Source organism: Pseudanabaenaceae cyanobacterium SKYG29 (assembly GCA_025055675.1).
Classification (GTDB): Bacteria; Cyanobacteriota; Cyanobacteriia; order Pseudanabaenales; family Pseudanabaenaceae; genus M5B4.
The window spans coordinates 1-19,959 of the sequence record JANWWT010000002.1 but is presented as its reverse complement, the minus strand read 5'-3'; the positions used below and the strand labels follow the sequence as shown (position 1 = coordinate 19,959).

At 46.9% G+C, this 19,959-nt stretch carries 18 protein-coding genes; 9 read left to right on the top strand and 9 right to left on the bottom strand.

What is annotated here, in order from left to right; genetic code table 11:
• Window positions 1-20: 20 nt before the first annotated feature.
• Window positions 21-1,910, top strand: coding sequence for an ATP-dependent zinc metalloprotease FtsH (gene ftsH, locus NZM01_04780; GenBank protein ID MCS6959342.1), 1,890 nt, complete (start codon window positions 21-23; stop codon window positions 1,908-1,910).
• Here the strand turns inward: ftsH and NZM01_04775 are convergent.
• The 6 genes from NZM01_04775 to NZM01_04750 all read right to left on the bottom strand — a co-directional run bounded on the left by NZM01_04775 (window position 1,907) and on the right by NZM01_04750 (window position 10,658).
• Entirely contained in the window at window positions 1,907-3,100 is a 1,194-nt protein-coding gene (locus NZM01_04775) for an insulinase family protein (protein ID MCS6959341.1), read from the bottom strand. The two genes, ftsH and NZM01_04775, sit on opposite strands and share 4 nt — an antisense overlap.
• Window positions 3,069-5,693 (bottom strand): DNA polymerase III subunit alpha, encoded by a 2,625-nt coding sequence (locus NZM01_04770; GenBank protein ID MCS6959340.1) that lies wholly within the window; start codon window positions 5,691-5,693, stop codon window positions 3,069-3,071. Before NZM01_04770 ends, NZM01_04775 begins: the two co-directional genes overlap by 32 nt.
• Before the next feature lie 916 nt (window positions 5,694-6,609).
• Window positions 6,610-7,734, bottom strand: a complete 1,125-nt coding sequence (locus NZM01_04765) for a DUF1517 domain-containing protein (GenBank protein MCS6959339.1) — start codon at window positions 7,732-7,734, stop codon at window positions 6,610-6,612.
• Window positions 7,735-7,774: 40 nt separating this feature from the next.
• On the bottom strand, window positions 7,775-9,640 hold the full coding sequence (locus NZM01_04760; protein MCS6959338.1) for an AMP-binding protein: 1,866 nt from the start codon (window positions 9,638-9,640) through the stop codon (window positions 7,775-7,777).
• A gap of 122 nt (window positions 9,641-9,762) precedes the next feature.
• Window positions 9,763-10,386: an HAD family hydrolase gene (locus NZM01_04755; protein ID MCS6959337.1), complete on the bottom strand. Its 624-nt coding sequence runs from the start codon at window positions 10,384-10,386 to the stop codon at window positions 9,763-9,765.
• Between the two features lie 8 nt (window positions 10,387-10,394).
• The gene (locus tag NZM01_04750; protein ID MCS6959336.1) at window positions 10,395-10,658 is read right to left on the bottom strand and encodes a hypothetical protein; all 264 of its coding nucleotides are present in this window, start codon (window positions 10,656-10,658) and stop codon (window positions 10,395-10,397) included.
• A 38-nt stretch (window positions 10,659-10,696) separates the two neighbouring features.
• Here NZM01_04750 and NZM01_04745 point away from each other — a divergent pair, with 38 nt between their 5' ends.
• The 8 genes from NZM01_04745 to NZM01_04710 all read left to right on the top strand — a co-directional run bounded on the left by NZM01_04745 (window position 10,697) and on the right by NZM01_04710 (window position 17,104).
• Window positions 10,697-11,554, top strand: a complete 858-nt coding sequence (locus tag NZM01_04745) for a fructosamine kinase family protein (protein MCS6959335.1) — start codon at window positions 10,697-10,699, stop codon at window positions 11,552-11,554.
• A gap of 2 nt (window positions 11,555-11,556) precedes the next feature.
• The gene (locus NZM01_04740) at window positions 11,557-12,546 is read left to right on the top strand and encodes an ABC transporter permease (GenBank protein ID MCS6959334.1); all 990 of its coding nucleotides are present in this window, start codon (window positions 11,557-11,559) and stop codon (window positions 12,544-12,546) included.
• 156 nt (window positions 12,547-12,702) lie between these two features.
• On the top strand, window positions 12,703-13,995 hold the full coding sequence (gene hisD / locus NZM01_04735; GenBank protein ID MCS6959333.1) for a histidinol dehydrogenase: 1,293 nt from the start codon (window positions 12,703-12,705) through the stop codon (window positions 13,993-13,995).
• Window positions 13,996-14,026: 31 nt separating this feature from the next.
• Window positions 14,027-14,395: a hypothetical protein gene (locus NZM01_04730; protein MCS6959332.1), complete on the top strand. Its 369-nt coding sequence runs from the start codon at window positions 14,027-14,029 to the stop codon at window positions 14,393-14,395.
• The gene (thyX, locus tag NZM01_04725) at window positions 14,395-15,060 is read left to right on the top strand and encodes an FAD-dependent thymidylate synthase (protein ID MCS6959331.1); all 666 of its coding nucleotides are present in this window, start codon (window positions 14,395-14,397) and stop codon (window positions 15,058-15,060) included. Before NZM01_04730 ends, thyX begins: the two co-directional genes overlap by 1 nt.
• A 36-nt stretch (window positions 15,061-15,096) precedes the next feature.
• Window positions 15,097-15,711: a hypothetical protein gene (locus tag NZM01_04720; GenBank protein ID MCS6959330.1), complete on the top strand. Its 615-nt coding sequence runs from the start codon at window positions 15,097-15,099 to the stop codon at window positions 15,709-15,711.
• Window positions 15,708-16,181, top strand: coding sequence for a hypothetical protein (locus tag NZM01_04715; GenBank protein MCS6959329.1), 474 nt, complete (start codon window positions 15,708-15,710; stop codon window positions 16,179-16,181). Before NZM01_04720 ends, NZM01_04715 begins: the two co-directional genes overlap by 4 nt.
• A 20-nt stretch (window positions 16,182-16,201) precedes the next feature.
• Complete coding sequence (locus NZM01_04710) at window positions 16,202-17,104, top strand: NAD(P)H-dependent glycerol-3-phosphate dehydrogenase (protein ID MCS6959328.1); 903 nt, start codon at window positions 16,202-16,204, stop codon at window positions 17,102-17,104.
• Window positions 17,105-17,108: 4 nt separating this feature from the next.
• Here the strand turns inward: NZM01_04710 and NZM01_04705 are convergent, their stop codons facing one another.
• From NZM01_04705 to NZM01_04695, 3 genes are all read right to left on the bottom strand, one after another.
• A complete protein-coding gene (locus tag NZM01_04705) occupies window positions 17,109-19,121 on the bottom strand; it encodes an FkbM family methyltransferase (GenBank protein MCS6959327.1) in 2,013 nt (670 codons plus the stop codon).
• A gap of 161 nt (window positions 19,122-19,282) precedes the next feature.
• Complete coding sequence (locus NZM01_04700; protein ID MCS6959326.1) at window positions 19,283-19,720, bottom strand: DUF29 domain-containing protein; 438 nt, start codon at window positions 19,718-19,720, stop codon at window positions 19,283-19,285.
• Window positions 19,713-19,959: hypothetical protein (locus NZM01_04695; GenBank protein ID MCS6959325.1), on the bottom strand; the 247-nt coding region annotated here is incomplete at its 5' end. The genes NZM01_04700 and NZM01_04695, both read right to left, overlap by 8 nt.

The following is a 19,959-nucleotide window of genomic DNA, read 5'->3' as shown; positions in this document are numbered from 1 at the left end:
TTTAATAAAGCAGGCGTGATATGAAATTTTCCTGGCGTACTTTTGTCCTGTGGTTGTTACCAGTCGCGGTTATTGTATTTTTTCTGTGGCAAACCCTTTTAGCTCGTCCCCAGGTGGCTCTGCCCCCCATCAATGCGGCGAATACCCGAATTGCCTATGGTCGTTTTTTGGAGTATCTCGATCGTCATTTGGTGCGGCGGGTGGATATTTTCGATGGCGGCAGGACGGCGGTAGTGGCAGTAGCTGACCCCCAACTAGAGAACCGGGAATTGCGGGCGCGGGTGGATTTACCTCTGTATGCCCCTAGCCTACTGGAAAAGTTGAAGGCAAATGGTGTGGACTTGGCGGTCTATCCTCCCAGCAATAATGCCGCCGTGTGGAATTTTATTAGCAATTTATTCTTTCCCCTAGCGCTAGTGGGTGGATTGCTATTTTTGTTCCGCCGCTCCAATCAGCTCGGTGGTCCAGGACAAGCTATTGATTTTGCCAAGTCCAAGGCGCGCTTTTCCATGGATGCCCAAACGGGGGTGAAGTTTGATGATGTGGCAGGGATTGAGGAAGCCAAAGAGGAATTACAGGAAGTGGTGACTTTCCTCAAAAAGCCAGAGCGATTTACAGCGGTGGGGGCGAAGATTCCCAAGGGTGTGCTCCTCATCGGACCGCCGGGGACTGGTAAAACTCTGTTGGCAAAGGCGATCGCTGGGGAAGCTGGTGTACCTTTCTTCTCAGTGTCTGGCTCCGAATTTGTGGAGATGTTTGTGGGGGTAGGGGCTTCCCGCGTACGGGATTTGTTCCGCAAAGCTAAGGAAAATGCTCCCTGTATCATCTTTATCGATGAAATTGATGCCGTTGGTCGGCAGCGGGGAGCTGGTATTGGCGGTGGCAACGATGAGCGGGAACAGACCCTCAACCAGATTTTGACGGAGATGGACGGCTTTGAGGGAAATACGGGCGTAATTGTGATTGCGGCTACTAACCGTCCCGATGTCCTAGATGCGGCACTGTTGCGTCCTGGGCGTTTCGATCGGCAGATTGTGGTTGACCCACCGGACATCAAGGGCAGGTTACAGGTGCTCAAAGTCCATGCCAAGGGCAAGAAGTTGGCGGAAGAGGTATCTTTAGAGGCGATCGCAAGACGTACACCTGGATTTACGGGGGCTGATCTGTCTAACCTGTTGAATGAGGCAGCTATCCTTACCGCGCGGCGCCGGAAAGAGGCAATTACTATGGCAGAGATTGATGATGCCATCGATCGGGTGATAGCTGGTTTGGAGGGCAAGGCGCTCACGGATGGCAAAACGAAGCGATTAATTGCCTATCATGAAGTTGGGCACGCGATCGTTGGTACTTTGTTGCCTCACCATGACCCTGTCCAGAAGGTGACTTTGATTCCTAGGGGGCAAGCAGCGGGGTTGACTTGGTTTGCACCGCCTGAGGAACAGATGTTGATCTCCCGGGCACAGATTCTCGATCGGATTACCGCCGCCTTGGGTGGTAGAGCAGCGGAGGAGGTAGTCTTTGGCAAGGAGGAGATCACCACGGGGGCAGCTAATGACCTACGACAAGTAACTTCCATGGCACGGCAGATGGTCACCCGTTATGGTATGTCCGATGAGTTGGGTCCCATTTCCCTGGAGGGACAAAATACGGAAGTCTTCTTGGGGGCGGGGTTGATGATGCGCAGTGAATACTCCGATGCCATTGCTGCCAGAATCGATCGGGAAGTACGGGAAATAGTGGAAGAGTGCTATCAAAAGGCGCTGCAGATCATCCAAGACAATCGGGCAGTCATCGATCGGCTAGTGGACATCTTGATTGACCGGGAGACGATGAGCGGCGACGAATTCCGTCAGATTGTGGCAGAGTACACGGTTGTCCCCGATAAACCCCAGTACGTACCCCAGCTCTAACACACGATCGAGATAGCCGCCTTGGCTAGATACTTGCACGCCACCTCCTGGATTTCCTGGGGGGTGGTTATTTCTACTTGTTTAATGAATTGGAAATCGAAGTCGGGGGGCAATTGCAGGGTGTGATACCAGCTATGAATGTATGCCAGTTGGGCAGGGGTTTGTTTTGCCAGGGCATAGTGACCGAGCAGCTTACTTTTTGCCAGTTCCAGGGCTTCTGCTGTCAGCAGTTCTGTTTGCAGTCTTTGGCATTCTTGCCAGATTAATTCCTGTACTGTCGACACATAGTCAATTGCCGTTGTGCAGTGAATTAGCAAATGGGAACGATCGAATCTAGTGGGACAGTGGGTTGCCACATCGTAGACCAATCCCGCTTGTTCTCTTAGCACTTGAAACAGCCGGCTGGAAGAACCGTTGCCCAGGTGGGAATTGATAACCTTCATAGCAAAAAAGTCCCGATCGTAGCTAGCGGGGGCAGGAAAACCCATCATTACCCAAGCCTGGTCTCGATCGCTCTGCTGGTGGTTAACCGTGGCAACGAATTCCGCTGTTAGGTGCTCCCAATTAATCTCTTTTTTATTGTACCAAGCTCCAAAAGTACTTGTCACTAATTCGCCGATCTGTTTGGGGTCTCTGTTAGCAGTAATTGCTAGAACCATGGCAGAGGGGAGATAAAACCGATCGAAGTGTGCCTGCAGGTCTTGCGTCTGGGCTGCGCCAATAGTTTCGATCGTGCCCTCACTACTCAAGCCATAGGGATGACTGCCATAGAGTAGAGGTTGCAATTGACGATAGGCGCAGGAAAAGGGATTGTGGTCTTGGCTCTGGAGAGCATAGATGGACTCCTGTTTCACCTCTGCCAGGGCTGGGGCAGTGAACTGCACCTGGGGCAGGACTTTTGCCAAGAAACGTAATAACGCCGGTAAGTCTTCATCTAAACATTTAGCGCTGATAAGAAAGTAATCCGCTTCCGCTTCCACCGTTACTGCACTGCCAATCTCTTCTAAAAAATCCTGTTGCTCGTAAAATAAGCAATGGGCAATCAACTTACTGATGCCTGCTGTTTCTGCTGTCTCTAAACGCCTACCCCCAGGAAAAAAGCACTGTACCGTCGCAATTTTGGTAAAAGGTGATTCCCAGAAAAACGATCGGATGCCATTATCCAGTACCTGTAACCAAGGTGAATACATCTTGTGTTGCTGCTAGGTCTGCCACCGTCATTAAAGACAAACCCTGCTGGAAAATCTGCTCGATCGGTAACATTTCCCCTGTTGTTGTCATAAATTTATGGTCAGGCGTTGCCTTAATTACCGTGCCATCTGCCAAGGTATAGGCAAACACCATCTGTGTACCGCGGTCATGCCATTGCACGATCGGTTGTGTGTAGATAAATCCCTGGGGCGACAGAGAATAGACATGGCAATTCAGTTGCTCTGTCACAATGTGACCGATCGGTAGCCAGCCATACTCCTCCGTCAAGACCAAAGTATCATAGGTCAGACAATACTCAGCAAACATGACCATCTGATCAAACAATTCTTTGGCAATTTTGGAAGGAATACCATTTTTAGCTGCCCCGTCTAAAAACTTCTCCCGTTGCTTTTCCATCTCTTCTGGTTTCTTTTTCCCCATCGCTCGCCGCAGTAAATCCGCTTCCCCCAAAGAATAACCCGCCAAGTCCTGGGCAATCCGCATAATTTGTTCTTGATAGACAAGGATAGAATAGGTATCGCGCAAGATAGGTTCCAAACTTGCATGGGCATATTCTAGGGGTTCTCTGCCGTGTTTGCGATTGATGAACTTAGGAATGAGACCAGCATCCAAGGGACCAGGACGATAGAGCGCCAAAATGGAAGAAATATCTTCAATATTGGAGGGTTTCAAGTCTTTCACTATCTGTTTCATACCCGCTGATTCTAGCTGAAAGATGCCCTCCAGTTCTCCCCTTGCTAGTAACTTGTAAGTCTCTTCATTCTCTTTCGTAGGTTGGTCAGGTACTATTTGTGTTAAATCAAAGTCAGGTTTGCGTTTCTTGATGAGGTCGATCGTGTTTTGAATAATCGTTAAATTGCGCAGACCGAGAAAATCCATCTTCAACAATCCCAGAGATTCCAGGTCTTCCATGGGATACTGCGTCATGATCAGACCTTCATTGCTCAACTGCAGTGGTACCAGTTCATCCAGGGGCATCGGTGCAATCACTACTCCTGCTGCGTGCACACCCGTACTTTTGTTTACGCCTTCCAGGCGCATTGCCATATCAATCCACTGTCTCACTGTGTCATCTTTCTCATATCGCTCTTTGAATTCAGGCGCAGGAGTCTCATCACTGATCATTTCTTGTAGGGGAGCAGGTTTGCCACGGGAGACAGGAATCAATTTTGCCATCTTATCCGTATCACTGTAGGGAATATCCAACACCCTGCCCACATCTTTCACTACTGCCTTAGAAGTCAGACGGTTAAACGTAACAATTTGTGCCACTCTCTCTTGTCCATATTTCTCTATCACATAACGAATCAGCTGATCACGATGATCCATACAAAAGTCTGTATCAATATCAGGCATAGATTTACGTTCAGGATTGAGGAAACGTTCAAACAATAGACCATGATGAATCGGGTCAATATTAGTGATGCCTAGAGCATAAGCTACTAAAGAACCCGCAGCTGAACCCCGTCCTGGACCGACAGGAATCTTTTGTTCCCTGGCATAGCGAATATAGTCCCATACAACCAAGAAGTAATTAGAGAAACCTTTCTGTTGAATGACAGCTAATTCTCGCTGCAACCTCTGTTGGTAATCTTCTGGTATGTCTTGTTTTGTGGCAACCTGTAATTTTTGTTTCAATCCTTCCCATGCTTTGATTTCCAAGTAGCTATCAGGGGTATAGCCAGGGGGTACAGGAAAATCAGGGGCTTTGGGTTCTCCTAGTATTTGATAGTCCTTAATCTTGTTAGCTACTTCCAGGGTATTGTTGAGGGCTTCTTCCACTACTTCAGAGGGCAGGTGATCCCGAAATAGTCTTGCCATTTCTGCCCGTGATTTAACATATTCTGTACCCGAATAGCGCAGTCGTTTTTGCTCCCTAATGGACTTGCCAATTTGAATGCAGAGTAAGGCATCGTGAGCTTCTACGTCATAGCAACCAATAAAGTGAGCATCATTAGTGGCGATAATTTTAATGCCTAACTCCTGACTAATGCGGACAATTTCTACATTAACAATTCTATCCTCAGGATAGCCGTGGTCTTGAATTTCTAAATAGTAGTCATCCCCAAAAGTCTCCTTGTACCAGGCAGCCACCTCTCTTGCTATATCCAACCGATTCTGGAGAATTGCCTGGGGTACTTCCCCCGCTAAACAACCAGAAGTGACAATCAAACCCGATCGATACTTTGCTAGTAATTCTTTATTGATACAGGGACGGGCATAAATTCCTGTGCCTTGAAATCCCTGCAGATGGGAAATAGTAGTTAATTTAACCAGATTGCGATAACCTTCCGTATCTTTTGCTAGCACCACCTGGTGGTATTTCCTCACTTTGGGTCGCTTGACCGTTATATCCCCATTGATGACATACATCTCATTGCCGATAATTGGCTTTACACCCTTGGCTTTGCAGGTTTTGTACAACTCGATCGCGCCGTACATCACTCCGTGGTCAGTGAGCGCAATAGCAGGCATACCCAACTCCACAATCCTATCGATGAGCTGGGGAATTTGACTTGCTCCGTCCAGGAGACTATATTCACTGTGGTTGTGCAGAGGGACAAAAGACATAGTTACCAAATTATGCTAAAGGCAGCCTATAGAAAGCTATAATAGCTGAAAAATACTGAAATGTTTTGCATAGAGGTGCTGGGGAATTAAACTAACCTTACCAGAGTTAAGTTAAAAAGTGTCTGGATAGGTGATCCTAGCTAAGGGACTCGAAGAACACTGGTGTTTGATCGCCTGAAACAAATCCTTTTTAAGGAGTTGGTATATCAAAAGACAAAATGATTAATTGCTTGACCACCCCCTAAAATATTCTTAATATTGTGCAACTTCCCTAAACAACGGCTTAAACTGGGAAAACTCACTGGGGCAACCTTGATGGCAGGAGATCAGTTATGGCAGTTGACACTCTGATTAAGGCTGTTGGCGATAAGTGGAATGAAATACAAAACTATTTATTTGGTGATTTCAGTGGCTGTTCATTATCCCAGAAATCTGAATTGTCTGCGAGAGTGAGGACTTTGTGTGCAAACACAGCAGCTCTGGTGGCTCCTCAGCCTCTTCCATTCGCGGATATATGGATAATTACCTTGTATCTTGAATTAACCAGACAGAGGCATTTACACCTTCCGATAATAGCTCTAATGCGCTGAGATGCATAGGTAGTCAATTAGTATAGTTTTAATATATCTCAATTGCAGCAGACTGAGACCATTCTGGCATTCAGCTAGCAATTTATAGATCGCCTGTTGGAAGTGCTGTAATCGTTGAAACCCCAGCCGTTGTGTTGCCAGAGCTAGAGTTGTGTATAGTCTAAATTACTAGCGGTAAGGTGCTAGAGTCTGGAGAGATTGAGAGCAATTTGCCAGAAACTCTAACACAAGTAATATCTAAATCAAGGTTAGCAATCGTATGAGTGTCTCTAAACTATATCCACTTCTCACTGCTTCTACCCTGCTCGTAAAAGTGATAAACTCTATCAGAGGAGCACCAAATCACTGTAATCGGCAAGAAGGTCATCTTTGGTCAGACTGTCCTGCTCCGATGCTGGTGTCCAGAGAACTTCAACTGCCAACAAGTAGTCAAGGGGAATGGATAGGAAGGCATTAAGAGCAGCCTGGACTTGGGCACGAGTTTTTACCTTGGGGAAAAGAGGTTTGTCATGCTCTGTACCAACTAGTAGAGTGATAACAATAAATTCTGGTACGCCCTCATCACTATTATTCATGTAGTTATCTTTCAGTCGACGCTTTTTGCCCACACGGGAGTAGGTTTCTATACTGAATTTAATCCGTTCTCTGTCGGACAAAGCCTCAAATCCCCGCTCTGCTCTCTCTCTATCTGCCACCTCTGACTGACCCAGAGCATAAGCCCAGGCATCCGAATTGCGTTGCAAAACAATTACTACTTCCCTCAGGAATTCCCGTAATCCCTCTCTCGTGTCAAAGTCAGCCATATCCGATAGTTGACGAATTTCACGCTGTACCGATCGGGCAATGGCATAAATTGCTATTTGTAAAATACTGACTGTAACTGTATTGTTTCTGATTTCCCGTGGTAACAAACGTTCATCGCTATCGAGTGCCCTGGATTGTTTTTGTACAGCAAGCAAAGCCAGCAAACAGACTATCACTACTGCCGAAAAAATCCCGACAACTACAAAAGGGAAAGACTGATTGTAGCTACCACCACTGGGAGAATACTGATTGTAGATGCTACCACTGGGAGAATAAGTATGGGTTGGTTGTATCTGCTGTCTTTGGCAATTCGGTTGATCAGTAGTTTGATTAATGGCTGATTCCTCACATGCTGATTCTGTTGGTAATGGAGCAGTGGGAGTATAGGAGCGTTGATCACGGATACTTGATCCAGTCTGCTTCCTGTAGGAAGAAGTTGACCTATTTGACCTGTAACGATTTTCTGAGGAAGAACTCGATTGATTCGATCGTCTGGTCGTGGGTGCACTCGATCGTGCTCTGCTGCTAGAACGACCACCTCTAAAAGAACCACCCCTTGATCTCCCACCAGAGGAACGACTGAGAGCAGGGCTAGCCTGGAGTAAGAAAAAACTGAGGAGCAGGCTGAGGGATAAACTTTTATTCATAATTTTGGTCTTCCACCCCTGCTCCCCACTTTACCACAAATTAGCTGGCGTACATCCGATCGATGACATCTTTATACTTCTCCATCACTACATTGCGTTTGATTTTCAGAGTTTGGGTCATTGTCCCCTGTTCAATGGAGAAAGGTTCTGCCAACAAGTGAAAGACCACAATCCGATCGTCTGGTCGATAACCAGGTCGATTTTTCACCTCTCGGTTTAGTTCTGTACGGAATAAGTCAATGATCCTAGTGTCATTGCGCATATGCTCTATGAGTTCCTGGGGTTGGCGGTCAGCAGGGATGTAGCCATCTTGGGCTAAACGATCGAAGTTGGGCACAATCAATGCTCCCAAATGTTTTTGGTCTTGACCAACTAACATAATCTGATCGATGTACGGACTGCGCAAACAAGCATCTTCAATGGGTTGTGGTTCAATGTTTTCGCCGTTGGTTAAAACGATCGTGTCTTTTGCCCTACCAGTAATAACTAGGTCACCCTGGGGAGTCATCCAACCCAAATCCCCTGTGTTAAACCAGCCTTCTGCATCAATCACTTTCTGGGTTGCTTCAGGATTTTTGTAGTAACCCTGCATGACCTGGGGACCGCGAATGAGAATCAATCCTTGTTGATAGAAGGGCAAGTCCTTCTTTGTTTCGGGATCGACAATGCGGGTTTCTGTTTGGGGTAGGGGCTGACCATCAGCACCCCGTAGATTGCGGTGTTTTCGTCTGACATGGGTAATGGGAGAAGTTTCGGTCAAGCCGTAGCCTCCCAAAATCTCAATGCCAATCACTTCAAAGAAGTCTTCTAAATGGTCAGCGATCGAACCACCCCCACTGACAAAGAACCGCACTTCACCCCCCGTAGCTTCCCTAATTTTGCGATAGACTAGCCGATCGGCTAACAGATGCACCGGTAACAGAACAAAAGAAGTAATAGTAGCGAGAACCCGATCGATAACAGAGGGATTGAGATTACGTAAATTGAGACCATCTCTAGTGCGTTGGGCGTAGATGTATTTGTGGCTGACAGCTAAAAACCATTCGATCAGTCGGCGCTTCTTGTTCGTTTTGAGATTCTTCTGAATGCCCTCGTAGACAGATTCCCATAGGCGCGGTACAGCCACCATGTAGTGGGGTTTATGCTTTTTGATGTCTTCTTTGAAGGTGCGAATGCTGGTATAGATTTGGGTGCACCCCTGGGAAAGAATAAAATACTCGAATGTGCGCTCGTAGGAATGCCAGGTGGGCAGAATGCTTAATACCCGATAACCTGGCTGGGGATGGACAACATCTAAAGCAGCTGTAATTTCATAGAGAAAGTTGCCGTGGGTCAACATCACTCCCTTAGGATAACCACTCGTACCAGAGGTATAAATCAGAGTCGCCAGGCTAGAACGATCGGGTTGTTCATCCCCCAAATCTCCCTCTTTACCCATTTCAATCACTGTCTTGTAGTTCGAATATCCCTCTTCATCAGATAACAAAATGATGGGAGAGAGATGGTAATCATCTAGTTGCGGTTGCAGTTTGCGCAGGGTTTTTAGGTCTTCTACAATCAGAGCCACACTATCACTGTTTTGCAGAATGAATAACAACTCCTGTTTATCTGCCTGGGAACTACGGGTGACATCCACAGCCCCGATCGCTAAAACACCCTGGTCGGCAATAAACCACCGGGGAGAATTGTCAGCAAATAGAGCCACATGGGCACCGGCTTTAACCCCTAGCTGTCGTAAACCTGCCCCAAACCTCCTAATTTCTGCCACCATTTCCCTGTAGGTCATCTGTACAGGATAGGGCGGATGGTGGTTCACCAAGGCGGGGATATCAGGATAAACAGTAGCTACCTTTTGCAGAACTTGCCAGAGATTTTGGGCTTGGCTGTGATCGATCGGTCTTTTCATCTGCTTTTCTTAACTCGACATCTTTACTATGAATCAGTTTTTTTTCAGCATAGGTGATCTCTGTGCCACTTTCCCAATTGGTTGCTATGGGGTTTAACCACGGCAAGCTATGCAGGCAGGGGCTAGAACTCACAATTGCTAATGACCCACCGCACAGCATCTAGTATATCTTTGGCAATGTAGTCCGGTTGGACGGGGTGTTGGTACGTACCAGCTAAAACCTCTCTGCCGTAGCCTGTAGTCACCAAAACTCCCTTGCAGCCCGCGTTATGGGCCATGTCAATATCCGTGGCTTTATCACCAATGACCACCGATCGGGATAAGTCCAAGTTATGTGCCCAAGCAGCTGCTACGAGCATGCCTGTGTTGGGTTTGCGCCAGGTGGAATAGTAGGTCAATTCGGGGACGACTCCCCCTTCCTCAGGGCTGAGACTGGGGCAATAGTAGATGTGATTGAGAAAGGCCTCGGCTTCTTGGTAGAGTAATTCCTGCAATCGTTGATGCAGTGCCTCAATGTGGGAGAGGGGATAGTAACCCCTAGCTGCCCCCGACTGATTAGACACCAGACAACAGAATATCCCTCGATTGTTCAACATCTTGATTGCCTGGGCTGCCCCTGGTAGCAACACTAATTCATCAATATCCCTGATATAGCCCCTCTCTTCATTAATGACACCATCCCGATCGAGAAATACCGCTCCTCGACTGCGCTCATCAACTGCGTCTCTGCTGGACTTAGCAAACATTACTCACATCATGCTTCCTTTTGCTGCTTGAGTAAGGCTTCTAGCAAACGCTCCTGCCGTTCCTGCCCTGCCCTCAACAATTGTTGTGTTTCTAAAAGACTCTTTTGTGTGTCGGCTAGCTGGCGTTGAATTTCAAGAATATGGTTGAAGCGAGTATCCTGTTGACTGACGATATGCATGACACGGAGCAGGCTCTGTCCAATCAGGTTAGTGGTGTGGGCAAGTTGGGCGACAGCATCGGCAAGTTGCTTAAATTCAGGCGAGTCGGGCATAATCTTAGTCTTATGGTCACCAATCTTAAGGATAAACCATGTGGCAGGAAATTATTGACCATTTGAGTCGCCTATATGGGGAAAAGATGCCAACACCGCAGACGCGCTTAGTGGGGGGAGGGAGCATCAATCAGACTTACAAATTGCAACTGGGGGGCTATGTTTTTTTTGTGAAGTTGAATGCTGCCAGTAAGATGTCCATGTTGGAGGCAGAAGCAGAAGCCCTACAGGAAATTGCCCGTACCCAAAAAATTCGTGTACCTACCCCCATCGCTTGGGGCACTAGTCAGAATTATGCCTATTTGGTATTGGAGTGGATTGATCTACAGGGAGCAAAAGATTGGCGGGCCTTGGCGGAAAATTTGGCAGCCTTGCATCGCGTTCAGGCTAAACAATACGGTTGGCATCGATCGAATACTATTGGGGAGACTCCCCAAATCAATACTTGGACGGGTAACTGGGCGGATTTCTTTTGGCAACACCGTATTTTATATCAGCTGAAATTAGCCGATCGTAAAGGCTTTCGTTCCCCTGTCAGTTGGGATAAGTTACAGTCTCGGGTATATGAATTACTCGCTAATCATCGCACTTTTCCCTCTTTAGTGCATGGGGACTTGTGGGGAGGAAACTATGGCTTCGATCCAGATGGGGAGCCTGTGATTTTTGACCCTGCTGCCTACTACGGCGATCGGGAAGTGGATATTGCTATGACTGAGCTATTTGGTGGCTTTGCCCCTGAGTTTTATAACTACTATCAACAGGCATTTCCCCTAGAACCAGGCTACCAACAGCGCAAAACCCTCTACAATCTCTACCACATCTTAAATCACTTTAACTTGTTTGGTGGTAGCTATCAGTATCAAGCGCAGCAAATGATCAGTAGGATTTGTCAGTAGCCATGAAGGAACGGGGACTATTAAATTTTGTAGTTGTACGGCTAGGCCAAGGATTACTAGTAATTCTCTTAGTCTCATTTTTGAGCTTTTTACTCCTCTATGCTTCCCCTGGGGATTGCCTAGCTGATTTGCAGTTAAATCAAAGTTTATCTCCCGAATTTATTGCCGCCGAAAGGGCACGTAGGGGTCTCGATCGTCCTTTTGTCGAACAGTATGGACGATGGCTGTTTAACTTGGCACAGGGCAATTTGGGTCGTACTTGTAAAGATAATGCCCCTGTTTTTCAACTCATCCTCCAGCGAGCGGGTAACACACTGTTATTTTCCCTCAGTGCCCTTATTTCTACCTGGTTAATTGCTATTCCTGCGGGGATTTGGGCAGCCGTAAATCGGGATAATTTTATCGATCGGTTTATGCAGTTCATTAGCTATCTGTTACAGGGGTTTCCTGCCTTCATTATGGTTATTCTGCTGTTAATTTTTGCCCAGACTAGTGGCTTATTTCCTGTAGGCGGCTTACGTAGTTTAGACTATGATGACCTCAACTTCTTGGGCAAAGTAGTTGATATTGCTTACCATCTAGCCCTACCAGTAACTGCAGCTTTCCTAATAGGTTTTGCTGGGTTACAGAGATTAATGCGGGGGAATTTATTAGACGTGCTACAGGAAGACTATGTCCGCACTGCCCGTGCTAAGGGACTACCAGAAACTAAGGTAATTTATGTCCATGCCCTCCGCAATGCTGTCAACCCTTTAGTGACACTGCTGGGATTTCAGTTGGCAAGTTTACTCAGTGGTTCCTTCATCACAGAATTGTTATTTGGGTTACCGGGATTGGGACAATTACTCTATGAAGCGGTGCGGCAAAAAGATACCAACTTAGCCATGGCGGGATTTATGCTAGGAGCAGTTATGCTGGTGTTGGGCAACTTGATCGCCGATATTCTACTGAAATTAGTCGATCCGCGCATCAAATTAGACGATCGGGGTTAGCTATGATTGTTGATAGGTATTAGCTCTACCTCTAACACTGCAGTCTGGGGCAATTATCTATCAGCAAATCCCCCGCTAGCAAAACAATTAGCTATAATCAAGACGAGGGTTTACCTGTGCTAGGCTATCTGTATTCACCCCGTTCTGGTGTCGGCTATGTTGCGAATCATCACTAATCTCCCAGATGCAGAGGCAGAACTAAGGCGGATTGCTAACCGTCTTTTCGATGACCAGATGAGTAACCGGGAAGCTACTGTCAGTGAAATTGTGCAACGGGTACGCCGCCAAGGGGATAAGGCTCTCTTGGAATATACCGCTCAGTTTGATGGGGTAGAACTGACGCCTAGCCAGCTGCGGGTCACGGGGGCAGAAATCGATGCCGCCTATCAACAACTCAGCCCTGAACTAGCCCGTGCCCTCCATCTTGCCCACGATCGGATTGTCAAATTCCACCAGCAACGCGTTCCCCAGAGTTGGGTGACCTTTGAAGCAAAGAATGTGGTCCTCGGCAAAAAATATACACCTGTCGATCGGGCGGGTATTTACATTCCTGGGGGCAAAGCTACCTATCCCAGTACGGTGTTGATGAATGCGGTGCCGGCGGTGGTGGCGGGGGTCAAGGAAATCATTATGGTTACACCTCCGGGCAAGGGCAACACTATTTCTCCCACAATTCTGGCAGCGGCCCAAATTGCCGGTGTGCATCAAATCTATCGGGTGGGGGGAGCGCAAGCGATCGCGGCTCTAGCCTACGGGACAGAGACAATCCCCAAGGTGGATGTAATTACTGGTCCAGGCAATATCTACGTCACTTTGGCAAAGAAACAAGTCTATGGGGTAGTGGGCATTGACTCCCTGGCTGGCCCTTCTGAAGTGCTAATTATTGCCGATGAGACTGCTAATCCCCTGTTTGTCTGTGCCGATTTGCTTGCCCAGGCAGAACACGACACTATGGCTGCTGCTATTTTGTTGACCACTTCCCATCGTCTCGCCCAGCAGGTAGCGGACGAAGTCAGCCATCAGCTCAAATACCATTCCCGTCAGGAATTACTGGAAAAATCGATCGTCAACAATAGTGTAGCGATCGTAACTGATAGTCTGACAACGGCAGTGGAGCTGTCTAACCTATTTGCGCCAGAGCATCTAGAGTTAGCTGTAGCTGAGCCCTGGGAGTTAGTGCAGTCCATTCGCCATGCGGGGGCAATTTTTATAGGGCACTACACGCCAGAAGCAGTAGGGGATTATTTAGCTGGTCCCAATCACACTTTGCCTACTAGTGGAGCAGCACGCTATGCCTCGCCCTTGGGAGTAGAAACCTTTATGAAGCACTCCAGTTTGATTGAATTCAGTGAGGAGGCGCTGCGGGAGGTAGGGGAAGCGATCGCTGTGTTGGCAGAGGTAGAGGGGCTAACTTCCCATCGAGATTCTGTGCAGTGGCGCTTGCAGTAGCCTATACTATTCCTGGTTTAGACGCTTGGGTATGAATTATTACTTTCCTAGTGATCCCCCCTATCTCCTGTTTGTAGTGGCTTTGTTGGCAGCGCTGGCCTGTGGTCGTGCCTTTGAGGTGTCCTTGCGTCAGCGGGTAGATGCTTGGTCAGCCGGTAAAACTACCTTAGAAATTGATGGCTTGCCGATTCAAGTGCCCTATGGGGGGATGGCTGTTTCGATCGGTATGTTCCTGGCGGCGGGGCTAGAGATTTTTGGCTTTCCCCCTGGCTTGGCTTATCCTGTGGCTATTGCTCTGACGGTGGGTAGTGGCTGGTTTGTGTGGCGGCAGCTCACTAAAATGATGGTGGAGTTGGCAAAGGGCGGCTCCGCAGCCATGGACTTGGACATAGAAGGTTGATGGACAGTGTTAGACTGATTTGGATCACGCCAGAAGCAGAACGGGTGATCGCCTACTGTGCCAGAGTTTCTAACCCCAAAAATCAAGACAACCCCAATACCGCTAAGTTGTTGCACTACTGCGCCCGCCATAAACACTGGAGCATCTTTGAAATGGCTAGCATGTGCGTAGAAATCAACACCACCAGAGCGATCGCTACCCAAATTCTCCGTCATAAATCTTTCAGTTTTCAGCAATTTTCCCTGCGGTATGCAGCGCTCGGTGAGCTAGGTCGAACTGAAGCAGAAGAATTAACCGTCCCAGAGATTCGTCGCCAAGACCCCACTAATCGCCAGAACTCCATTGATGACCTCGACCAAGAACTAAAAGACTGGTGGCACCAAGAGGTAGTGGCACTTTACGATCGAGTGCAAGCCCTCTACAAAACGGCCCTAGAAAAAGGCATTGCCAAGGAGTGTGCTAGAGGCATTCTCCCGCTCTCCGCAATGACTCGGCTGTACATGGCAGGCACAGTCCGATCGTGGATACATTACTTACAAGTGCGGGCAAATCCAGCCAGTGGCACCCAGAAAGAACACTACGACCTTGCCTGTCAGATCAAAGCCATATTTAGGGAGCAAATGCCAGAAATTTATCGCGCCACCCTAGAGGATTTGGAGGTTTAGACTTATCATAGACAGCAATGAGGCATTGGAGGAGTTATGGTCAGTCAAATTCGGCGGGAGGAAGCCTACGAAAAACTGGGGAACATCGACCAAATTCGTGATATTATTTTTGGCGCGCAGCTGCGGGAATATAACAATCGCTTTGAAAAGTTGGAGAGTGACCTAGCCAACGTCCATCAAGAATTGCGCGATCGGATTCACGAACTAAAAATGTCCTTTACCACGGAATTGAGGGTAGCAGTGGAAGCCCTAGAAAAGAAAATCCGCACTCTGCAAACCACCGCCGAATCAGAACGCAATGACCTACGGCAACAAATCGATCGGTTAAATCGCAAGACTACTGCTAGTGTGGACAAGCTCACAGAAGACCTAGAGCAAGCCACCGCTACCCTCAGGGAAGAAATCGTGGAGACCCGCGACAAATTGCAGGAAGAGTCCCGATCGTTGCGTTTGTATATCCAGGAGGAATTGGAGCGCCGCCTGTCTGCCCTCAGTGGGAGCAAAGTCTCCAAGGATGACATGGCAGAAATTTTATTTGAATTGGGTATGCGCCTCAAGGGAACAGAATTTGTGCCTGAATTGGAAGAAGCCTCGGATTTAATCCTAGTCGATCGACTCAACAGCGAAACTGGTGAAATCAAAGAAGGATGATGGGACGCATCTTTGTCATAGCCTGTCTGTTCCTCTGCCTGGTTGAACAAACAGTCCTGGCTGCTACTCCTGCTGAAATTGCCCGCCTAGAAGCCATCAAAGACCAGATGGCCAAGGTACGTTTCTGTACCAATGACAGTTGTTTCTTTCGTCGCCTCACCCTGAGGATAGATTCCCCCACCCAAGCCACGATTGCGGCGGAAATCGATCGTCCCGCTGGTGTCAATGTCAATGATACGGCTGACTATCACTTCACGCTCATTAATGGCAAATGGCATCTCACCAGTGGCGAAGAATATACTGATGTAGCGGACTACGCCTACAAGGGGAGCAATTACGAAATCTACAGCGTCCACTCCAGCCGCATCCTTAGTGGTGACCTCAATACCCTTAGTCCCACCAGTGCCCTCAAGTCGGGTTACCTCGCCATCTACAACAAAGTCCTGCACAAGGGACAGGAACGACTCTAGCAGACATTGAGCTTGCCGAAATGAACGTCACGATTCTGGGGGGCGGGGCATGGGGGTCTACCCTCGCAGAACTATGCCAAAGACAACAACACCAGGTAAAGGTCTGGACCCGATCGGATGACTTGGCTAGGGCTTTAGCAGGGGCAGATTTGATAATAGTTGCTCTCTCCATGAAAGGAGTCCCTGAAGTAGCAGACAAAGTAAGAACGATCGGTCTCCCTCCCCATACTATCCTCCTCAGTGGCACAAAGGGACTGGAACTGACTACAGGACGCACTCCCAGTCAGATTTGGCAGACCTGTTTACCTACAACACCGATCGTTGTGCTTTCCGGCCCCAATTTAGCTACAGAAATTCGCCAGGGGTTACCCGCTGCTTCCGTAGTTGCCAGCCAGGATATAACAGTAGCTCAGACTGTTCAAAAAGCCCTCTCCAGTCGTAACTTTCGCCTCTACACTAATCCCGACCCCTTGGGAGTGGAATTGGGTGGCACCCTGAAAAACGTCATAGCGATCGCTGTGGGGGTTTGCGATGGATTGAAGTTGGGAGCTAATGCCAAAGCTGCCCTTATTACCAGAGCCTTGCCCGAAATCATCAGAATTGGAGTCGACTATGGTGCAAAACCTGAGACTTTTTGGGGACTGTCAGGATTGGGGGACTTACTAGCCACCTGCAATAGTGCTTTGAGCCGCAATTATCGCGTGGGGCTGGGTTTGGCGCATGGGCAGCAGTTAGGAGATATTCTTTCGCACTTGGAAGGAACAGCAGAAGGAATCTACACCGCTCAAGTAATTGCTCAGAAGAGCCATATCTACGCCCCCATTTGCAAGACAGTACATCGCCTATTAGAAGCAAAGATTACCCCCTGTCAAGCAGTTGAAGAACTATTGAATAGAGATTTACGATCGGAGTTTATGCACTGAGAATTTAGTTGCGTAATTCCCTCCTCACGTAGCACAAACTACCACGGTTTCCCGACTCAATTAATCCCTGCCACAACATGTAGTCAGAAACCAAAAGCTGGTCAATTAGCCTCCGATCGAGCTCAGAGTAAAACTCTGCATAGACCACCTTAGGTGTAAAACCACTAGACAAGATGTTCTTTAGTACTTCAACACAACCTTCCCTATCAATCCTAAGTACATCTATATTCTCCAGTCCCTGCTCACGAAGAAACTTATCAGCCCGCTTAAAGTTAGAATCAGGTGCTTGATCTACGGAAACCACATTCCCCTGCACAATCTCAGCTGAGTAAAGCTCCAAGGGGAAAGTATAACAGTTCTCTAATTTTCTAGCGTTTTCTTGCAGTAGGAGAAAAGCAGCTAGATCAGGTTCGAAGCTGTATATTTTGGCTGTGGGATAGTTAGCTCTGAAAAATGCACTTGCTAAGCCAATCTTAGCACCAATATCAACAATTGTATTGACATCCCCAACAAAGTCTAGAATTGGGTAACGTGCTTTGTTGAAGATTTGATCAATTAGGGCAAGACTAGCTTCATCACGAAGGTAAGTGATAAGGTTACTTTGCTGATTCTTGTACTGGATGGGCAACAGGCATATTCTGCTTAAACAATCTAGATCAGAATAAATCGTCTGGCTATCAGCTGCCACGTTAATTCTAAACCTCGACCTTACACCCTGGAAAGGAGTTTTGAAAATGTAGATATCCCATAAAACGCTACTTAAATCCTGATCTTCTATCCAATCAATTTGAGACGATATACCAAGTTCTTCCAGAGCTTGTTTTTTGGATAAGTCTAGTTTGTGTATGTGAATACTTGCTCTGCACAGGTCAACCAAGTCTACTGCAAATATGAGTGGACAGTCATGACCAACTAGTACAGTGATGCTGTCCTCTAACTTATGCAGCTCTTGAACTTGCTCATAAACTGTAACTCTAATCTCAAGCAAATCATAATGTTGTCTACTAACTAATAGCCTTGAGTCATGATTATTTAAAAATGGGCTAGATACACTTGAATTAAAAATAAGACTATACAACTCATTTATCCTGTAGTTTGGGTGTAAATAACTAAAAAACTTTGTGTATGCATTCCTTGCCATAGCAATAGCTTCATAGGGGTGGTTTAGGTAGTATCTAATTTTTTCTACTAGTTCACTAACTGAAGAGTAGACATCACAATCCTCTTTTGGCTTAAGTAAGTATTCAAACCCCGACTGTGGAGATAGCTTATCTGTTAATAGAAAACCGCCGGCTGAAACAATCTCCAGATTTCGCAAGGCAAGGTCACCATTCAGGCTGCAATGAACAGAGGCTAGATATTTAGAGTATTTTTCAGCAGATTCAAGCCTATTGAGTGAACCAATTTCAATTGGAAGTGACTCTTTAGATATATAGTTCATAACCCTATGTCGATAGGGATGAAATCTAGGGTGACCGCATACGAAAGCTATCTTATCCATCCTTGTTTCTACAAACTCATGGCTAACAGTAGTCATTGTGATGAGTGGTAACCAGAAAACGTTGTCGAATCCACAAGCATAAAACCAGTGAATATGTTGCCTGCAGTAGGGGAATACCAGATAATCATACCTTTCCAAACTAAGATAGGTCAAAAGTTGCCTTATTGGACCAAGATATCCATGATGGGAGTCACAGATTATGGCTACTGTTGGGCATCCAAATTCTTGGACATTATAAGGTAAGTTCCTTGCAATGCCAGAGATTGTAACTATCACTAGGTCAAAGTCTTCCTTATAGCCTACTTCCTCTCTAACAAACTGGTGTATATCGTATGGCTCCGTAGGTGTAATACCATGAAGGGTTACTGTATCAAATGTCTTAAAAACTTGTTGATCAAACTTAGTGCATAGCGTTATCTGATTCGAAGACAGTTGAATTGGAGGTACCTGATATGGGTTAGGTTCCCAACTCAGCAAAACTCTTAGGTCGTTGTTGATTAGCTTGGGCGATCGCATAGAAAATCCCTTGAACTCATGATTTAGAATACCACAAGTAGTAATGCAATTGCGCTTTCTATAGCAAAGTTCCCTAACCGCCCAAAGACAGACCTAGACAGAGACCTGCGATCGAAGTTCAGTGGTGAATAATTTTAAATTTTACTGTTTTATACGGCGAACTAATTGTTAGGCAAAAACTCCTCTGTCATAATCTTTTCCAAGTTGTAAGGACATTCACTAGGGAATTTGTCTAAACCTGTTTCTCTCTCCGCACCGATGACTGCTAGACGATAAACTTTTGCCAGGCATCGACTCAGGTATGGCTTCAGACTTGGACTATCTTCCAACAACATCTGTAAACGTAAACGTTGCTCCCGTATGGTCAGCTGCCAGCTCCGGGAACGTAGACTAGGCTGGTATTGCCATTTGAGGAGATGCAAAATTAACACTTCCAATCGCCTTTCCAACTCCCGTCTCTCTGCACGTCCCATGTCTTCTAGCACCTCTATCAGTCCTTGCCAGTCTAACTTGTCCCAGTGCTTTTGCTGCAGGAGCTGACTTTGGGTTTGTGTCCAGTTGTAAAAATCCCAATCGGCATTATGCATACAATTATTCATTATCATTCGCACCTTCTAAAGCCAAAGCCATAGCAATAAAATCTTCCAAATCAGCTACTCTCTTCTTCAAAGTTTCCACCTCTTGCTGCAATGAAACAGTCTTCACAAAGAAACACTTTTTTCCCTCTACTTGCACAGGCAAACTATTCCGTCTAGCAAATCGTTGTGCCGCAATGAACACGCCAGGAAAAGAGCAGACATCATAGTCATCTAGGACTATTACGCCACCTGGTCTTAGC

Excerpts from the sequence above, each read along its gene's own strand:
- NZM01_04765 (MCS6959339.1), bottom strand. The coding sequence starts at position 7,734 with ATGAATAAAAGTTTATCCCTCAGCCTGCTCCTCAGTTTTTTCTTACTC.
- NZM01_04760 (MCS6959338.1), bottom strand. The coding sequence starts at position 9,640 with ATGAAAAGACCGATCGATCACAGCCAAGCCCAAAATCTCTGGCAAGTT.
- thyX (MCS6959331.1), top strand. The coding sequence starts at position 14,395 with ATGGACAGTGTTAGACTGATTTGGATCACGCCAGAAGCAGAACGGGTG.
- hisD (MCS6959333.1), top strand. The coding sequence starts at position 12,703 with ATGTTGCGAATCATCACTAATCTCCCAGATGCAGAGGCAGAACTAAGG.
- NZM01_04715 (MCS6959329.1), top strand. The coding sequence starts at position 15,708 with ATGATGGGACGCATCTTTGTCATAGCCTGTCTGTTCCTCTGCCTGGTT.
- ftsH (MCS6959342.1), top strand. The coding sequence starts at position 21 with ATGAAATTTTCCTGGCGTACTTTTGTCCTGTGGTTGTTACCAGTCGCG.
- NZM01_04745 (MCS6959335.1), top strand. The coding sequence starts at position 10,697 with ATGTGGCAGGAAATTATTGACCATTTGAGTCGCCTATATGGGGAAAAG.
- NZM01_04755 (MCS6959337.1), bottom strand. The coding sequence starts at position 10,386 with ATGTTTGCTAAGTCCAGCAGAGACGCAGTTGATGAGCGCAGTCGAGGA.
- NZM01_04740 (MCS6959334.1), top strand. The coding sequence starts at position 11,557 with ATGAAGGAACGGGGACTATTAAATTTTGTAGTTGTACGGCTAGGCCAA.
- NZM01_04770 (MCS6959340.1), bottom strand. The coding sequence starts at position 5,693 with ATGTCTTTTGTCCCTCTGCACAACCACAGTGAATATAGTCTCCTGGAC.
- NZM01_04710 (MCS6959328.1), top strand. The coding sequence starts at position 16,202 with ATGAACGTCACGATTCTGGGGGGCGGGGCATGGGGGTCTACCCTCGCA.
- NZM01_04775 (MCS6959341.1), bottom strand. The coding sequence starts at position 3,100 with ATGTATTCACCTTGGTTACAGGTACTGGATAATGGCATCCGATCGTTT.
- NZM01_04700 (MCS6959326.1), bottom strand. The coding sequence starts at position 19,720 with ATGAATAATTGTATGCATAATGCCGATTGGGATTTTTACAACTGGACA.
- NZM01_04750 (MCS6959336.1), bottom strand. The coding sequence starts at position 10,658 with ATGCCCGACTCGCCTGAATTTAAGCAACTTGCCGATGCTGTCGCCCAA.
- NZM01_04730 (MCS6959332.1), top strand. The coding sequence starts at position 14,027 with ATGAATTATTACTTTCCTAGTGATCCCCCCTATCTCCTGTTTGTAGTG.
- NZM01_04720 (MCS6959330.1), top strand. The coding sequence starts at position 15,097 with ATGGTCAGTCAAATTCGGCGGGAGGAAGCCTACGAAAAACTGGGGAAC.
- NZM01_04705 (MCS6959327.1), bottom strand. The coding sequence starts at position 19,121 with ATGCGATCGCCCAAGCTAATCAACAACGACCTAAGAGTTTTGCTGAGT.